Consider the following 15,551-nt stretch of genomic DNA (forward strand, 5'->3'; position numbering starts at 1 on the left):
CACTTTCTTAAAGTAAATTCGACCGGAGGGATCTCGCGATGAATATTCCATTGTGGGTGTGGCTGGTCACCGGTGCGGTGATTCTAGCCTTTTTTATATTCGATTTTTATTCTCACGTGCGCAGCCCACATGAGCCCACCTTGAAAGAGTCGGGCCTGTGGACCCTTTTCTATATTGCCGTCGCCGTAGTTTTTGGCGGCGTCGTCTGGGCCGTTTGGGGCCATGAGCACGGCATCCAGTTCTTTACCGGTTATGTCACCGAGCAAGCGCTCTCTGTGGATAACCTCTTCGTATTTGCGCTTATCATGGGGTCCTTTAAAATCCCGCGCAAATATCAACAAAAGGTGCTGCTCATCGGCATCATCATCGCCCTTTTCTTTCGCTTGGTATTCATCCTGCTGGGCGCGGCGGTTATCGCGGCGTGGTCCGATATCTTCTACCTCTTCGCCGTCTTCTTGCTCTACACCGCCATCAAGTTGGTCATCGATGAGATTCGGGACGCGCCGGAGACCAACCCGAACGATATGGCCATCATCAAGCTCGTGCGCAAGGCGGTAGATGTTACCCCGCAGTACCACGGGGACAAGCTCACCTACCGTGCGGACGGTGGCTCAAAGAAGGGTAAATTTGCTTTCACGCCGCTGTTTGTGGCGCTGGTGTCCATTGGGCTTATCGATGTCATGTTTGCCTTCGATTCCATTCCGGCAATCTACGGCATCACCTCGGAGGCGTTTTTGGTCTTTACCACCAACGCATTCGCACTGATGGGCTTGCGCCAAATGTACTTTCTTATCGATGGCCTCCTGGACCGCCTCGTCTACCTGCCCTACGGCCTGGGCATCATCCTTGGCTTTATCGGCGTCAAGCTGCTTTTCCACGCATTGCATGAGAATAACCTGCCGTTTATCAATGGCGGCGACAATATCGAATCCGTGCCGGAAATTTCCACCATCGGCTCGCTAGTGGTCATCGTTGGAGTTCTGGTCATCACCGTTCTTGCATCGGTTATTAAGAACATGCGCGATAAGACCCAAGGCGTAGTGGCTGTCTCCCACAACCGCTACGACTGGGATGAGGAAGGAAATAAGATCGTGCGCAATACCCGCGGGGATTACTTGGGCAAGGCCGAGGAGCTGCCCAAAGAAGATCTACCCAACTAGGGGCCTAAAAGCGGGCTTTGACCGGGTTCCACTCGCGGAAGCTTCGGCCCTGGAGGCATCCTTCTTGATAGAAGGGGTCATCGTTCATCAGCTGGATGACATCGGCAACCTGGGTGTCATCATCGTCAAAGCGCACAATGATGAGTGCGCCTCCCTGGGAATCCGTGAACGGTCCCGAGGCCACGATGGTGCCCTCATCAAATAACTTCCCAGTGAACTCGCGGTGGGCAGGGCGCACCTTCGCTATCTCTGGATTGGCTGGGTTGTATTCATAATTGACTGCAAAATATTTCATACCTCCCAGTATAAATTCTCGGGGGAGTGTGCCGCGAGACCAGAACCCAAGCGGGTAGTATGTATAGGGTGAATCAACCCGGAGCACAGTCAGCGCAGTCCTCGGATGTGAATCCGCAGGTCTCTAATTGGAATCTGCCAAATGTCCTTACCTGCCTGCGTATCGTTTTCATTCCGGTCTTTGCATGGCTGGTCATCAGCGGCCACCAGTGGTGGTCTTTCGGCGTCTTCGCCGCATTAATGCTCACGGATAAGCTCGATGGCGATATTGCCCGCGCCCGCGGGTTGATTACTGATTTTGGCAAGATTGCCGATCCCATTGCTGATAAAGCGCTCATGACCACAGCGCTGGTCTGCCTTAATATCGTCGATCAGCTTTCGGTCTGGATCACCGTCATTATCTTGATCCGAGAATTCGGCATCACCATCTGGCGCATGGCCCTGCTGCGCCGCGGAAAGGTCGTCCCGGCCTCTAAAGGCGGCAAGTTGAAGACCGTCCTGCAGTCCTTCGCCGTGGGTCTATACTTGTGGCCGCTTCCCTCGTGGATGGATATTCCTACCTCCTTCATCATGTGGATGGCCGTTGTGGTAACTGTCGTTACCGGCGTGCAGTATCTCATCGACGGCCAGAAGCAAAATAGCTAAACGCAATGACCTTCACAGAATCTGACCTCGTTGCCTTATTGACAGCGCGCCACGAGTCCGTGGCCTTTTGTGAATCACTGACCGCCGGCTTAGCCAGCGCTACCATCGCTTCGGTGCCTGGGGCGTCTGCCGTCTTGCGTGGCGGCCTTATCATCTATGCCACCGAGGTAAAATCCCACTTTCTGGACAAACCAGTCTCAGAGATCGAGCGCATGGGCGTCGTCTCTGGCGAAACCGCAGTCGATATGGCCCGCGCCGCCACCGCGGAAACTGGGGCCGATTGGGGGATAGGGCTTACCGGTGTTGCTGGGCCGGACAAACAAGAAGGAAAAGATCCCGGCACGGTATTTTTAGGAATCTATTCTGCCGACCGCATAGCGCAGTCTTATTGCCTGCGCGACTTGGGTACTGCACGCAACGAAATTAGAAACGCCACGGTAGGAGCAGCGATCGCCCAACTTGGTGCGGTCATCAAAAATTTTCCTACCAGTGGGGAACAAATTTCATCGAAGGAGCGTTAAAACTTACGATGAACATTTCTACAGCAGTCCTCGACCACTCGGCGCAGACTGCCGCGGAACCTGCGGCAGCGGCACCATCGGCGCCACAACCTGCCCGCGCACCCGAGCCACTATTGCGTGAAGCATTGGGCTTGACCCTGCGTGCATTCCGCGCGGATAAGTCAGTTACTCTACGCGAATTGGCTAGCGTTGCCCGCGTGTCACCGGGCTACTTGTCGGAGCTCGAGCGAGGCCGCAAGGAAGTTTCTTCTGAGCTATTGGCCTCCGTGTGCCATGCGCTCGACGCGTCTGTATCGGACGTCCTGATCGAGGCTGCCGGTTATATGGCGCTGCCCTCGATGGATGAAGAGCTCGCGCATACTGCGCCGGCTGCTTCTGAGCTTTAACGCGTGCGCGACTCTAAAGAGAGTAGCCGCGGTGGATACCTGCGATTAGTGGCGGCAGAGCCCTAGGCGTTGGGTTACTATAAACACGATAACGCGACGCATTCCCACATTCCTTAGAAAGGTCTAGAGCATAATGGCGAATCCATTTGTTAAGGGTTGGAAGTACCTCATGGCACTGTTCGATAATAAAATCGAGGAGAATGCCGATCCGAAAATTCAGATTGAGCAGGCCATCGAAGATGCCCAACGTCAGCATCAAGAGCTATCGCAGCAAGCCGCGGCAGTCATTGGCAATCAACGCCAGCTGGAGATGCAACTTAACCGACGCCTCGCCGAGGTTGAAAAGCTGCAGGGCAATACCCGCCAGGCGCTCGAGCTTGCCGATAAGGCACGCGCTAATGGCGATGAGAGCAAGGCCGTGGAGTACGAGAACGCCGCTGAGGCCTTTGCCGCTCAGCTGGTTACCGCAGAGGAGTCTGTCGAGGACACGAAGAAGCTCCATGACCAGTCATTGCAACAAGCTGAGCAGGCAAAGCGCGCTGTAGAACGCAATAATGCCGCACTGCGTCAGAAGGTTGATGAGCGTTCGAAGCTGCTATCGCAGCTGGAACAGGCAAAGATGCAGGAAAAGGTTTCTGAGTCTTTGAACTCCATGAACGAGCTCTCGGCCGGCGGCAACACGCCTTCGCTCGATGCCGTGCGCGATAAGATTGAGCGCCGTTACTCCAAGGCTCTGGGGCAGGCGGAATTGGCGGAAAATTCTGTAGAAAACCGTATGGCGGAGGTTCAGCAAGCAGGCATCCAGATGGCTGGGCACTCCCGTTTGGAGCAGATCCGTAGTGAGATGAACTCCACGAAGTCGGTGGAAGGCAACCGCACTCAGGCCATCGAGGGTAATAAGGTCTCTGGTTCCGCTGCGGATCAGGCCGCTCAGCCGACGTCGAATGATGACGCCGTCCAGGCCCGCCTGCGCGAGCTACGCGGAGAGTAACTCCCTCACTCCTCGCTCGTCATAACGCAAACTGCACAAAAGCCTCCGATCTTTCCTTTCCCGCTCCGAGCGGTGGGGGAAGGCGGAGGCTTTTGGTGCTAGTCGGGCATGTGCCTTTGTTACCTTAGTCTCCGACGCCGCGGGCCTGGAGGGCCTCGCCAATGGCCCGAGCGCGCCGAATAGAGCGGATGATGACGGGCGTAACAAACGCCGAGGGGGAAAACCCAGCCCCGCGCGCCTTCCGGGCATCGAGAACCTCATAGACCGTTTCGAACATGAGGGGGATGAGGCGGATTGTCAGGGACATCGCCAAGCTGATGTTTTCTACTGGGACGCCGAATCGTTTAAGCGGCTGGAGGGATTCCTCCAGGGACTCCATGATCGCGTCGACCGTTGAGGTAAGCGTTAATAAGAAGGCCAGAATCATGGCGGCCAAGATGTTGAGGAACATCACGGCGGCGTAGCCAAAATCTTTCGCCCACCACTGGAACCCGGCAAGAGGAATGAGGATTATCAGGGGCGGCCAGAGTTGGCTCCACGCAATATGTGGGGGAATGCGGGCAACGATATACGTCAACGCTGCGGCAATTACCGCGCCGCCAGCCCACGGCAAAGAGTCGAAAAAGATGCTGGTAACCAGGATAAATACCAGCAGGATGAGTATTTTCCAACTGGGCTTCATCCGGTGGATTACCGTCGTTCCCGGAACATACACGGAAAGCGGAATATTGGTTCTGCGGCGAGTCATTAGTTGGTGACTTTCTAGAGTGGCCGTTGTGCCATGAGGTCTCGGTAAAAATCGATGACCTCCTGGGGAGCTCCATCGGCGGCAACCTTGTGGTCATCGATGCAGATGACACGGTCGAAATCCATGAGGAATTCCAGATCGTGAGTAACCACGATGAGCTGCTGGTCGAGCTGTGCGAACTCGCGCTTAATGCGGTCGCGATTGCGAAGGTCGAGCAGCGTCGTTGGCTCATCGGCGATGATGAGAACTGGGTCAATGACCAGTACGGCGGCTAAGGCGAGTAATTGTTTCTGTCCACCAGATAGCGTGTGCGGGGAACGTTCGGCGAAGTCTAGAAGCCCGAACCGCTCTAGGGCGGCATCGACTCGCGCAGTGCGCTCGGCCTTAGATAACTTGAAACGGCGCAGCGAAAAAGCGATGTCATCGCGCACGTTTGGCATGACGATCTGATTTTCGGCATCAGAAAAGACGAAACCCACCTTTTCGCGCACCTTTTTGCCCTGCTCGCTGGGACTTATGCCGTCGACGGTGACGGTACCCGCGGAGGGCTCACCCAGGCCATTGATTAGCCGGGTCAGCGTGGACTTTCCGCCACCATTTTGACCGATGATGCCGATCCTCTGCTCGCTTAAAGTGAGGTTGATGTCATCGAGGACCACCGTCTCATCAAAGGTTACTGTCACCGAGGAAAAGTCGATGGTGGGCACTAGGAGGCCTTCTTACCCATCAGGTCGGGGAATGCGGAGTGAACACCGACGGCGATGATGATGGCCACGATGAGCTTTGCAGTGTCAACGAGGACGAACGGGCCTTGCGCCGCGATGGCCGGGCCGACGTCCAATCCGGAGCGAAGCATCAAGCCGATCGCGCCACAGGTGTACTGCACCAGGAGGCCTGCGATGGCCGCGATAGCGAGAACAATGGTCATGCCGCTCTTTCCGCGTGGGGCGCGGTAAGCAATGGCGCCTGCGACGATTGGGGAGAGCACGTATCCGACGATGTATCCCACGGTGGGGCCGGCGAGCGCGCGGAGCGTGGTGCCACCGCCTGCCAAAACGGGCAATGCCAAACCAAGAAAGAGGAATAGGAGCCCAACGTAGCCGCCGCGTTTGCCGCCTAAGATGAGTCCGGCCAAAATGAGCGCGGCGTTTTGCAAGACGATGGGGACGCCGGCGGTGCCTACGGGGATAGAAACGAAGGCTAAAACGATAACGAGGGCGGTAAATACCGCAACATAGGCAATGGTGGTTGCCACGGAGTTCTTCTGCATGGGAAAAGATTAGCATCTTGGGTAAAGGCGCTGTAGACATGCATATTTGAACGTTGTTCAAGTACAACATTTTTAGGGTCCTGGTAAAGGCTTTGGAAAAATTTCCATGGTGGTGGGTAGGATTGCGCGCATGCGATTGACGGAGTACCACCAATTGGTTGTGGATGAATTTGGCGAATCAAAAGGGGCGTGGATTAGCCATTCGCATGTTTTATCTGCGCTCAATGGAACGCCGGATGAACTTATCGAACGTGGCGTCGATCCCCGCCGTGTATGGATAGGGCTGTGCGATGACTTCGATGTCCCCCAAGAGCGCCGTCTCGGCGTAGATTACCCAACCTTATAGGGACTGAGAAAAGCTGAAAATGCGTGTCCATTTTCGATATTCGAACAGATGTATGTACTCTAGTTGGAGTGTCGGTGTGGGCGACTACAGTGGGATTGCAATGAGGGCGGAACCATTTAGGGCTCTGCAGCAGTCTAATTAAGTGTTCACGCAGTGTCGTACGAGATAAGGATTTATAACAATGGCAACGAAAAAGAAATCATCCTCAGCCGCAACCAAGGGAGATGACCGCCAGAAGGCGCTAGATGCAGCTATGGCCATGATCGAAAAGGATTATGGCAAAGGCGCCGTTATGCGCTTGGGCGATGATGACCGCCCGCCCATCAAGGCCATTTCTTCCGGCAACACGGCAATCGACGTGGCACTGGGTATTGGCGGCTTTCCCCGCGGGCGAATTGTGGAAATCTATGGCCCAGAGTCCTCTGGTAAGACGACGGTGGCACTGCACGCAATTGCCTCGGCGCAAAAAGACGGCGGCATTGCAGCGTTTATCGATGCCGAGCACGCCCTCGACCCCCAATATGCACGCCTGCTAGGTGTCGACACCGATAACCTCCTCGTATCCCAGCCTGATACTGGTGAGCAGGCCCTAGAAATAGCAGATATGCTGGTGCGCTCCGGCGCCATCGACATTATCGTTGTGGACTCTGTGGCGGCGTTGACCCCAAAGGCGGAAATTGAAGGTGAGATGGGCGATAGCCACGTGGGCCTGCAAGCCCGCCTTATGTCCCAGGCCTTGCGCAAGATGACCGGTGCGCTATACAACTCTGGCACCACCGCAATCTTCATCAACCAGCTGCGCGAAAAGATTGGTGTGATGTTCGGTTCCCCGGAGACCACCACCGGTGGTAAGGCGCTGAAGTTCTATTCCTCCGTGCGCTGCGATATCCGCCGTATCCAGACCCTGAAGGATGGCCAAGACGCCATTGGCAACCGCACAAAGCTCAAGGTGGTAAAGAATAAGGTCTCCCCACCATTCAAGATCGCCGAGTTCGACATCATGTACGGCGAGGGTATTTCTCGCGAGTCCTCCATCATTGATCTCGGCGTAGAAAACGGCTTCATCCGCAAGTCCGGCTCCTGGTTTACCTATGAAGGTGATCAATTGGGCCAAGGTAAGGAGAAGGCCCGCTCCTTCCTTAAGGACAACCCGGACCTTGCCAATGAGATCGAAAAGAAGATCTTCCAGAAGCTCGGCATTGGGGAAGAGGCGGCAAATGGTGAAGAAGCTACCGCCATGGATGTCCCCGGCTCCGATGACCCATTGACGGATGAATCCGTAGATTTGGTCCCGAACGTCGACTTCGATGACGACTAATCCTGTCCACCTGCAATCCCATCGCTTTTAACCCGCGCTATGAATCAACCCGCCCCTGAAAAGTTAGAGCAACTCCGCCAGGCCCTTGAGGCCTATGAAAAAGGAGAAGCCGGGGGCGGGCTTTTTGATCGGGAGGCCGAAGAGGCAAAATCCAAGGTTCGCTCCCGCGCCTTGGGTTTGCTGGATCAACGTTCGCGATCCCGTCAGGAATTGTATGACCGTCTAGTACAAGCCGAATTCGACCCCGAGGTGGTTGAAGATGTCCTCGATGACTTAGCGCATGCGGGCCTCATTAACGATGCCGCCTTTGCCGCCGAATGGGTGCGGCAGCGGCACAAGCGGAGGGGGAAATCGCGCAGCGTCCTCGACCGCGAGCTCCGAGACAAGGGCGTAAGCCAAGCGGATAGAGACGAAGCCCTCGAGCAGATAGATGCCGCCGATGAAGAAGCTATGGCCCGAGCCTTGGCGGAAAAGAAGGCGCGCAGCCTGAAATCCGTTCCTGCAGATAGGAAGGAACGGGATAAGGCGCTGCGCAGAATCGTAGGCGTATTGGCGCGCCGTGGGTTCAACGAGGGAATGTCTTTGAACATTGCCATTAGCGCCCTCGAGGAACGGTGCGAGGAGCTGTCTTCTCCTTAAATCCGTACGCCTAGTGGGACACTAACCTAGGCACTCGCGCGCGCATCCCCACGCACAGCGGGTGCGCACCCTAACGCGGTCTCATCTTCCAGCCTTCATGGGCGCCTAGCAGCGACGGTTATGAGTTGTTCTGGGTGATGGCTAGACTATGCCGACGTGGAGCAGACAATTCCTGAAACCCGTACCTATGAAGTCCGAACCTTTGGCTGCCAGATGAATGTGCACGATTCTGAGCGCATCTCTGGCCTGCTGGAGGAAGCTGGCTACGCGGCCGCAGACGAGGCCACGGAGCCGGATCTGATCGTCTTTAATACGTGCGCAGTCCGCGAAAACGCCGACAAGCGCCTGTACGGCACGCTGGGCGCATTGAAGAAGACGAAGGAGAACCACCCAGGCATGCAAATTGCCGTGGGCGGTTGCCTTGCGCAAAAGGATAAAGACACTGTCCTTGACAACGCACCGTGGGTGGATGCCGTCTTCGGCACCCACAATATGGCAGCATTGCCAACCCTCCTCGAGCGCGCCCGCCATAACGAGGAAGCCCAGGTAGAAATCGTCGATTCGCTAGAGGCGTTCCCCTCGGTTTTGCCCGCTAAGCGCGAATCCGCCTACGCGGGTTGGGTGTCGGTGTCCGTAGGCTGCAATAACACCTGCACTTTCTGCATCGTTCCCTTCCTGCGCGGTAAGGAAGAGGACCGCCGGCCGGGCGATATCCTGGCCGAGGTACAAGCGCTGGTGGACCAGGGCGTCTCTGAGGTCACCCTGCTGGGCCAAAACGTCAACGCCTATGGCGTGAATTTCGCCGATCCAGAAATGCCGCGCGATCGCTTCGCTTTCTCTAAGCTGCTGCGCGAGGTGGGAAAGATCGACGGCCTCGAGCGCCTGCGGTTTACCTCCCCGCACCCGGCAGAATTTACCTCGGATGTCATCGACGCCATGGCGGAAACCCCGGCGGTGTGCCCGCAGCTGCATATGCCGCTGCAATCCGGCTCGGATAAGGTCTTGAAGGACATGCGCCGTTCCTACCGCACGAAGAAGTTCTTGCGCATCCTCGATGAGGTTCGCGAGAAGATTCCAAACGCGGCGATTACTACCGATATCATCGTCGGCTTCCCGGGCGAGACCGAAGAGGATTTCCAGGACACCATGGAGTTGGTTCGCCGCGCTCGCTTCGCCTCGGCGTTTACCTTCCAGTATTCCCCGCGCCCTGGCACCCCCGCGGCGGAGATGGAAAACCAAGTGCCTAAGGAAATCGTCCAGGATCGCTTCGAGCGGCTCGTTGCGCTGCAGGATAGCATCCAGGCAGAAGAGAATCAGAAGCTCGTGGGCACTGAGGTGGAGCTCTTGGTCCAGGCAGAAGGCGGGCGCAAGAACGACGAGACCCACCGCATGTCGGGTCGGGCCCGCGATGGGCGCCTCGTGCACTTTAGCCCCATCGACGACAACGGCGCGGATATCTCCGCTGAGATTCGCCCAGGCGACGTCGTGCGCACCAAGGTCACCGGTGCAGGCTCGTTCTTCTTGCTTGCCGATGCCGCAGTAAACACCCACACCCGCACCAAGGCCGGCGACATGTCGGCGGCGGGTCAAACCCCCACTACCGCTCCCATTGGGGTGGGGTTGGGACTGCCGGGCATCGGCAAGCCCGCCGGCGCTGCCACAGCGGATTCCTGCGGCTGCTAACCGGGGGAGTAGGCTAGGGTGCCATGACAGAGCGAAATACCACCAGCGCCGCCCAGGAGGCGGCACAGGCGGAGCGCCGAGCAGCACAAACCATGGATCTGCGTGGGCAGCAGCTGATGCTGTTGATCGCTGTGGCGGCCTATATTGTCTACCTCATCGTTCCTTATGCCGGCTCTGCCCACGGGTGGCAGGTCCTGAGTTTTGGCACCACCGATGACGGGGTGAAGATCTCGCTGATGGAAACCGTCTCCGCGTGGCTCGCGCTACTCGGCGTGGGCGTGCTGACGACGGCGACCTTGCTGACCCGCCGCGCCACCCTCGGGCTGATTGCGTGGATGATGGTGACGGTTTCATTCTTCGTCAACCTGTGGGGCTTTTGGTACCGCGGCTCCACCGCAGACGGCCCGGCCATTGGCATGTGGGTGGGCATGCTGGCCACCTTCCTGGCCTTCTTGGGCTTTAGCCTCGTCGCCCTGCGCCGCAGCCCGGAGCAACGCGCGGCCGAGGAGAAGGTCCGCGCCTCGGCGGGCCAGCTGGATGAGGTAGGCAAAATCCAGTCCGATATTGCGTCCCCACAGCCGCAGGAGATGCTTATCGATGACCGCCGCAAGAAGGCCGCCGAGCGCCACCGTCACCAGCAGGAGGGCTAAAGGTGCAGCTCCCAGGCTGAGGATTGGGAGATTTCCCGCGCCCCGAGCCGTGCGTATAGCGCGTTCATAGCTGCGTCACCGGCGGCGACGGAACAATAGCAGCGACGCACCTGCGGCCAGACCTGATTGACCTCGTGCAGGGCGGTGAGTTTTGCCAATTGCGCCAAGCCTTGCCGGCGGTGGTCGCGGTCGGTGACGGTGAGGGTCCATTCGCAGACCTCCGGATCCGCCGCCTCGTGGCGCGCCAGCTCGGTTAGCGCCACGATATCGCCGGCGTCATCAATGAGCGCTACGAGCAACGTATGTCCGCGCCGCGAACGCAGGCGTTGGTGCGCCTCCTCCAACCGCTGCCGAGACCACACGATGGGTTCGGTGGACAGGGTGCCGGTATCGGCATCTGCGGAGGCGACCGTTAAAAGTCGCATGACATCGTCGATGTGTTCTTCCGGTATGGCATAGTCCTGCCATACCGCGGCCGAAAGCCCAGGCGGAAAGAGGGCAGCAGCCGGTTGTTCTGGAATATCGATGGTTAGTTGCCGCTCACTATGGCGCTGCGTAAAGCCTAAGGATTGATAGACCTCTGCCATCGCGTCGTACTCCGGCGAAGTCTCCGGCGGGTGCAGCAGACCCACGTGCGCGACGCTGCGGCCGAGCTGTTGGGTGATTTTTAAGGCGGTATCTCCCATCCAGGTAGCCACCTTCTGCCCCTTGGCATCAAGGGGTTCTCCGGGCAGTGGCAGATCGCAGAGGACGCACTCGATTTCCGCGGCATTGCGCTCTTCTAAAAGCGGCAGGCTGATGTGGATAAATCCTACATAGTCCAGCTCGGGGCTCGGTGCGGTGGCGGGGATTTGGGGCAGGCCAAGATCGGAGACAGGACCGAGCGTCGCCGGCGCATCGACCACGGCGAAAAGGTAGGTTTGCGATTCGCCCGAACCCTGCAGGCGGTGCACCACGCGGCTAGGCGAGGTCGAGGCCGCCGCATCCCCACTGGCTTCCTGCGCCGCCAGGTTTGCCCAGAAAACAAAGGATCGGATGCAATCCGCCGGTTCAGCCTCGGTTACCTGGGTGGGGCGCGCAATCTGAACGAGGTGCACTATTTATCGTTGACGGCATTGGCAGCGGCATCGGCAAATTCCTGCCATTGCTCCGCCTGCGCGCGCAGCTCCGCGGCCTTCTTCTCTTTGCCCTTAGCTTCCGCGGCCGCGGACTGGGCCTTGAAGTCTTCCACCTTGGCCTGGAACTGGGCCACGCGAGCCTGCGCTTCAGGGTCGGTGCGCCGCCATTCGGATTCTTCCGCCTGGGTGACGCGCTTTTCTAGCTGCTCGATCTTGGATTCGTACTCGCGCACCTGATTGCGGGGCACAAAGCCGATTTCCTCCCACTTTTCCTGCAGCTCGCGCAGCTTAGCCTTGGCCTTGTCCATGCTTTGCGATGGGTCAATCAGGCTATCGTATTCCGCAAGCAGCGCGTCCTTTGCCTTGGCGTTTTCGGCGAACTCGCGGTCCCGCTCGTCGTTGACGGCATTGCGGGCATCAAAGAAGCGGTCCTGTGCCGCGCGGAACTTTGCCCACAGCTGGTCATCGACCTCGCGCGGGGCGCGGCCAGCCGCCTTCCACTCCGCCATGAGATCGCGGTAGGCGCGGGCGGTAGGGCCCCAGTCGGTGGAGTCCTGGATGGATTCAGCGCGCTCGACGAGTTCTTCCTTCTTCTTTCGCGCCGCCGCGCGGGCGCGATCGAGTTCTGCAAAGTGCGAACCGCGGCGCCTATTGAAGGCATCGCGGGCGCGAGAGTAGCGCTTCCACAGGCCGTCATCGGTCTTCTTATCGATGCCCTTAATCTGCTTCCACTCTTCCAAAATGGCGCGGATGCGGTCACCGGCGGCCTTCCATTCGGTGGAATTTTCGGCAATCTCTTCCGCCTCGGCGGCGAGCTTTTCCTTCGCCGTAATGGCATCCAGTCGGCGCTTTTCCTTATCCGCCTGCGCCTGCTCCCCGGCCACAACGGAGTGATCGATAACCGCGCCCAGGCGGCGATCCAATGCGGCGATATCGCCAATAACCGCAGCGGTAGGCAGGGTCTCGCGCAATTCCGCGGCCGTCTGCTTGATTCCTGCGGCTTCGCTGGGGTTGGCGCGCAGGCGAGCCTCCAAAAGCTCGATCTCGGTGGCTAGATCGTCATAGCGGGCGCCGAAGTGCTCGAGGCCCTCTTGCGCAGAGCCTGCCTGCCATTCCCCAATCTTGCGCTCGCCCTCGGGGGCGGAAACGAAGACGGACCCATCGGCATCGACGCGCCCCCACTTGGCTGGATCGTTCTTGCTCGGAGATTGAACGGGCACGGGCTTGGCTGTAGGGCGGGGGCCCTTCTTGGGCATGGAACCTGGAGTAGGGGTGGGAGACATGGAAAGCCCTCCTAGACATATATCGCCGCGCGTCACGGCTGCCGGATGAAATCACTGGTTACATTACCGCGAAAAATCGCTGTGTGCCTAGAATCTATTTAATTACCTCCTCTTGGGTAGATAGTATGGAGGAATAATGTTCAATCTCATGGTTATGCCCGCCTCGCCGGCGCTGGCAGTCGAGCTAGCTCCCAACGACGCCGCCTCGCGGGCACTGCTCGCGGCGGCGCGCACGCTCGCGGTTGAAGCCGCTGCCGCCGGCATTAACGAGGCAGAAATTATCGGATCCCGCTCTCCACGCTGGCATACCAGCCATACCGGAAGCCTGCGCGCATGGGGTGCTCACCAGGTGCACGTGGGCGCCGGAAGCTACCTGCCAGAGATCATGGCCCACTACGTCTTATCCACGGTCCCACAGATAACGGTCCGCGATAGCCGCGATCGCCTGGGCGCGCCAGACCCTAAGGTCCTGAGCGTTGTGGTCGCAGACGGCAGCGCAGGTCTTACCGAGAGGGCACCGCTGGCCCTTATCCCCGGCGCGCAGGAGGCGCACCGGTGGTGCGAGGAGGTGCTGATGGGGGCATCGGCAAGCAGCAATGCCGAGTGGCTTCAGCAACGTGGCGTGGAAGAGCCGGAGCTCTGGTTGGAGCTTGCTGGCTGCACGCCCAAGCGCGCGCAGGTGCGGGCGACGGATGCCACCCTCGGAGTAGGCCGCTACGTGGCTGGTTGGGAGGTAATATGCGCCCCATCGCAGTAGTTGGCCCCACCGCCTCCGGCAAATCTGCGCTCGGGCTGGCCCTAGCCCATGAACTGGGTGGGGAAGTGGTCAATGTCGATTCCATGCAGCTATACCGCGGCATGGATATCGGCACCGCAAAGCTTTCCCCCGCAGAGCGCGAAGGCATTCCGCACCACCAGCTCGATGTCTGGGACGTGACGGAAACCGCCTCCGTGGCGCGCTATCAGCAGGCGGCCTTGCGCGATATCGAGGACATCATGTCCCGCGGTAAGACGCCCATCCTCGTCGGCGGATCCATGCTCTATGCCCAGGCGTTGGTGGATGATTGGCAATTCCCGCCCACCGACCCGCAGGTCCGTGCCAAATACGAGGCCCGCCGCGCCGATATCGGAACCGACGCACTCCACGCCGAGCTGGCACGCGTCGATCCGGCCGCAGCCGCCATTATTGAGGACAAAGACCCCCGGCGCACCGTCCGGGCACTCGAGGTCATCGAGCTGACCGGCAAGCCCTTTAAGGCCAGCCAGCCGCCGAAGAATGGCCCGCCTCGGTGGGGAACCAAGCTGCTGGGGCTGCGCACAGATAGCGAGTGGTTGAACCCGCGCATCGAAAAGCGCACGCGCCTCATGTTTGAGCAAGGCCTCGTCGAAGAAGTAGAGCGCCTGCAGGACAAGGGGCTTGTGGCCGATTCCACCGCCGGCCGCGCGATTGGTTATGCGCAGGTGCTACAAGCCCAGCGCGGCGAGCTGACGTGGGAGGATGCGGTAGAACGCACGATTACTGGCACCCGCCGGTACGTGCGCCGCCAGCGTTCCTGGTTCAACCGCGATAAGCGCATTACCTGGCTCGATGCCGCGGGCGATACTACCGCCGAGGCTTTGCACGCGCTTCGGCGCTAGGGTAGAAGGCATGAAATTTGCCAAAGGCCATGGAACTGAAAATGACTTCGTCATCGTAGAAGACTTCGACGCCGACGTGCCGTTTGCACCGGAGCGCGTGGCGGCGCTGTGTGACCGCCGAGCAGGAATCGGCGGCGATGGCCTGCTGCGGGTGGTCCGGGCCGGCGCACTCGTGGACGCGGGCGAGCTGGCGGCCTTGCCGGACGGGGTGGACGCTGCCGATTGGTTCATGGATTACCGCAACGCCGATGGCTCCGTAGCGGAAATGTGCGGCAATGGCACCCGCGTCTTTGCCCATTGGTTGCGCTCGCACGACTTGGTTAGCGAGGACGCATTCACCATCGGCACCCGGGCGGGCGCCAAGCAAGTAACGGTGCATTCCTGCGATGCCACTGACGCGAGCGTCACCGTGGAGATGGGGCCGGCGCGCGTGACCGGGGTGTCCACCGCTTCCGTGGGCGGTGAGTCCTATGCCGGACTCGGGGTGGATATGGGCAACCCGCACCTCGCGGCCGTCATCCCAGGCCTGGAACCGGAAGCATTGGCTACCAAGGAACTCACGGCGCCGGTCTATGATGAATCCTTCTTCCCGGGTGGGGTCAACTTTGAGCTGGTCACCCCACTGCGGGAGGGGCAGGTGCATATGCGCGTCTTCGAGCGCGGGGTTGGGGAGACGCAGTCTTGTGGCACGGGTACGGTCGCGGCAGCTACCGCCGCGCTTGCCGATGCCGCCCAAGCCCTTGGCACCGTCCACGTCCACGTTCCTGGCGGCGAGGTCACCGTCGAGGTCTATGACGGCGGTACGCGCTTGACGGGCCCGTCCGCCATCGTGGCTACGGGCGAAACGAGCCTGTAGAGGCG

The 15,551-nt window shown here is 59.2% G+C and carries 19 protein-coding genes; 13 read left to right on the top strand and 6 right to left on the bottom strand.

Going from position 1 to position 15,551, the window contains the following annotated elements; genetic code table 11:
• Positions 1-38 precede the first annotated feature (38 nt).
• Entirely contained in the window at positions 39-1,160 is a 1,122-nt protein-coding gene (locus tag ABRP88_RS01215) for a TerC/Alx family metal homeostasis membrane protein (RefSeq protein ID WP_349835801.1), read from the top strand.
• Between the two features lie 4 nt (positions 1,161-1,164).
• On the opposite strand, the gene ABRP88_RS01220 is transcribed toward ABRP88_RS01215, so the two are convergent.
• On the bottom strand, positions 1,165-1,455 hold the full coding sequence (locus ABRP88_RS01220) for a YciI family protein (protein ID WP_284784288.1): 291 nt from the start codon (positions 1,453-1,455) through the stop codon (positions 1,165-1,167).
• 59 nt (positions 1,456-1,514) lie between these two features.
• On the opposite strand from ABRP88_RS01220, the gene pgsA reads away from it, so the two are divergent.
• The 4 genes from pgsA to ABRP88_RS01240 all read left to right on the top strand — a co-directional run bounded on the left by pgsA (position 1,515) and on the right by ABRP88_RS01240 (position 3,997).
• The gene (gene pgsA, locus ABRP88_RS01225) at positions 1,515-2,099 is read left to right on the top strand and encodes a CDP-diacylglycerol--glycerol-3-phosphate 3-phosphatidyltransferase (protein WP_284849966.1); all 585 of its coding nucleotides are present in this window, start codon (positions 1,515-1,517) and stop codon (positions 2,097-2,099) included.
• Positions 2,100-2,104: 5 nt separating this feature from the next.
• The gene (locus tag ABRP88_RS01230; RefSeq protein ID WP_349835803.1) at positions 2,105-2,620 is read left to right on the top strand and encodes a CinA family protein; all 516 of its coding nucleotides are present in this window, start codon (positions 2,105-2,107) and stop codon (positions 2,618-2,620) included.
• 8 nt (positions 2,621-2,628) lie between these two features.
• Positions 2,629-3,006, top strand: a complete 378-nt coding sequence (locus ABRP88_RS01235; RefSeq protein ID WP_005278839.1) for a helix-turn-helix domain-containing protein — start codon at positions 2,629-2,631, stop codon at positions 3,004-3,006.
• Between the two features lie 133 nt (positions 3,007-3,139).
• Complete coding sequence (locus tag ABRP88_RS01240) at positions 3,140-3,997, top strand: PspA/IM30 family protein (protein ID WP_349835806.1); 858 nt, start codon at positions 3,140-3,142, stop codon at positions 3,995-3,997.
• Between the two features lie 124 nt (positions 3,998-4,121).
• Here ABRP88_RS01240 and ABRP88_RS01245 read toward each other — a convergent pair whose 3' ends face one another.
• The 3 genes from ABRP88_RS01245 to ABRP88_RS01255 are packed head-to-tail and all read right to left on the bottom strand — an operon-like array spanning position 4,122 to position 6,015.
• Entirely contained in the window at positions 4,122-4,745 is a 624-nt protein-coding gene (locus ABRP88_RS01245; protein WP_284853259.1) for an energy-coupling factor transporter transmembrane component T family protein, read from the bottom strand.
• Positions 4,746-4,759: 14 nt separating this feature from the next.
• On the bottom strand, positions 4,760-5,452 hold the full coding sequence (locus ABRP88_RS01250) for an energy-coupling factor ABC transporter ATP-binding protein (protein WP_349835807.1): 693 nt from the start codon (positions 5,450-5,452) through the stop codon (positions 4,760-4,762).
• Positions 5,452-6,015 (bottom strand): biotin transporter BioY, encoded by a 564-nt coding sequence (locus ABRP88_RS01255; RefSeq protein ID WP_349835808.1) that lies wholly within the window; start codon positions 6,013-6,015, stop codon positions 5,452-5,454. Before ABRP88_RS01255 ends, ABRP88_RS01250 begins: the two co-directional genes overlap by 1 nt.
• A 130-nt stretch (positions 6,016-6,145) precedes the next feature.
• On the opposite strand from ABRP88_RS01255, the gene ABRP88_RS01260 reads away from it, so the two are divergent.
• The 5 genes from ABRP88_RS01260 to ABRP88_RS01280 all read left to right on the top strand — a co-directional run bounded on the left by ABRP88_RS01260 (position 6,146) and on the right by ABRP88_RS01280 (position 10,651).
• On the top strand, positions 6,146-6,361 hold the full coding sequence (locus ABRP88_RS01260) for a DUF3046 domain-containing protein (protein ID WP_284769643.1): 216 nt from the start codon (positions 6,146-6,148) through the stop codon (positions 6,359-6,361).
• A 181-nt stretch (positions 6,362-6,542) separates the two neighbouring features.
• A complete protein-coding gene (gene recA / locus ABRP88_RS01265) occupies positions 6,543-7,679 on the top strand; it encodes a recombinase RecA (RefSeq protein WP_005283473.1) in 1,137 nt (378 codons plus the stop codon).
• Positions 7,680-7,718: 39 nt separating this feature from the next.
• Positions 7,719-8,318, top strand: a complete 600-nt coding sequence (gene recX, locus ABRP88_RS01270; protein WP_349835811.1) for a recombination regulator RecX — start codon at positions 7,719-7,721, stop codon at positions 8,316-8,318.
• Between the two features lie 156 nt (positions 8,319-8,474).
• Positions 8,475-10,001 (top strand): tRNA (N6-isopentenyl adenosine(37)-C2)-methylthiotransferase MiaB, encoded by a 1,527-nt coding sequence (gene miaB / locus ABRP88_RS01275; protein ID WP_349835813.1) that lies wholly within the window; start codon positions 8,475-8,477, stop codon positions 9,999-10,001.
• A 23-nt stretch (positions 10,002-10,024) separates the two neighbouring features.
• On the top strand, positions 10,025-10,651 hold the full coding sequence (locus ABRP88_RS01280; RefSeq protein ID WP_349835814.1) for an Rv2732c family membrane protein: 627 nt from the start codon (positions 10,025-10,027) through the stop codon (positions 10,649-10,651).
• On the opposite strand, the gene ABRP88_RS01285 is transcribed toward ABRP88_RS01280, so the two are convergent.
• Together ABRP88_RS01285 and ABRP88_RS01290 are read right to left on the bottom strand one after the other, a co-directional pair.
• A complete protein-coding gene (locus tag ABRP88_RS01285; RefSeq protein WP_349835815.1) occupies positions 10,648-11,748 on the bottom strand; it encodes a GNAT family N-acetyltransferase in 1,101 nt (366 codons plus the stop codon). The two genes, ABRP88_RS01280 and ABRP88_RS01285, sit on opposite strands and share 4 nt — an antisense overlap.
• Positions 11,748-13,052, bottom strand: coding sequence for a DUF349 domain-containing protein (locus ABRP88_RS01290; RefSeq protein WP_349835816.1), 1,305 nt, complete (start codon positions 13,050-13,052; stop codon positions 11,748-11,750). The genes ABRP88_RS01285 and ABRP88_RS01290 overlap by 1 nt, the downstream gene beginning before the upstream one ends.
• A gap of 136 nt (positions 13,053-13,188) precedes the next feature.
• On the opposite strand from ABRP88_RS01290, the gene ABRP88_RS01295 reads away from it, so the two are divergent.
• Genes ABRP88_RS01295 through dapF form a run of 3 tightly spaced genes read left to right on the top strand, consistent with a single transcriptional unit; the run spans position 13,189 to position 15,546 of the window.
• Positions 13,189-13,809 carry a protein-L-isoaspartate O-methyltransferase family protein gene (locus ABRP88_RS01295; RefSeq protein ID WP_284782123.1) on the top strand — a complete coding sequence of 207 codons (621 nt, stop codon included), beginning with the start codon at positions 13,189-13,191 and terminating at the stop codon, positions 13,807-13,809.
• Positions 13,791-14,690, top strand: coding sequence for a tRNA (adenosine(37)-N6)-dimethylallyltransferase MiaA (gene miaA / locus ABRP88_RS01300; protein ID WP_284769650.1), 900 nt, complete (start codon positions 13,791-13,793; stop codon positions 14,688-14,690). Before ABRP88_RS01295 ends, miaA begins: the two co-directional genes overlap by 19 nt.
• Before the next feature lie 10 nt (positions 14,691-14,700).
• Positions 14,701-15,546 (top strand): diaminopimelate epimerase, encoded by an 846-nt coding sequence (gene dapF / locus ABRP88_RS01305; RefSeq protein WP_349835817.1) that lies wholly within the window; start codon positions 14,701-14,703, stop codon positions 15,544-15,546.
• Positions 15,547-15,551 lie beyond the last annotated feature (5 nt).

The sequence above is a fragment of the Corynebacterium sp. KPL2734 genome, assembly GCF_040225595.1.
GTDB classification, from domain to species: Bacteria; Actinomycetota; Actinomycetes; order Mycobacteriales; family Mycobacteriaceae; genus Corynebacterium; species Corynebacterium rhinophilum.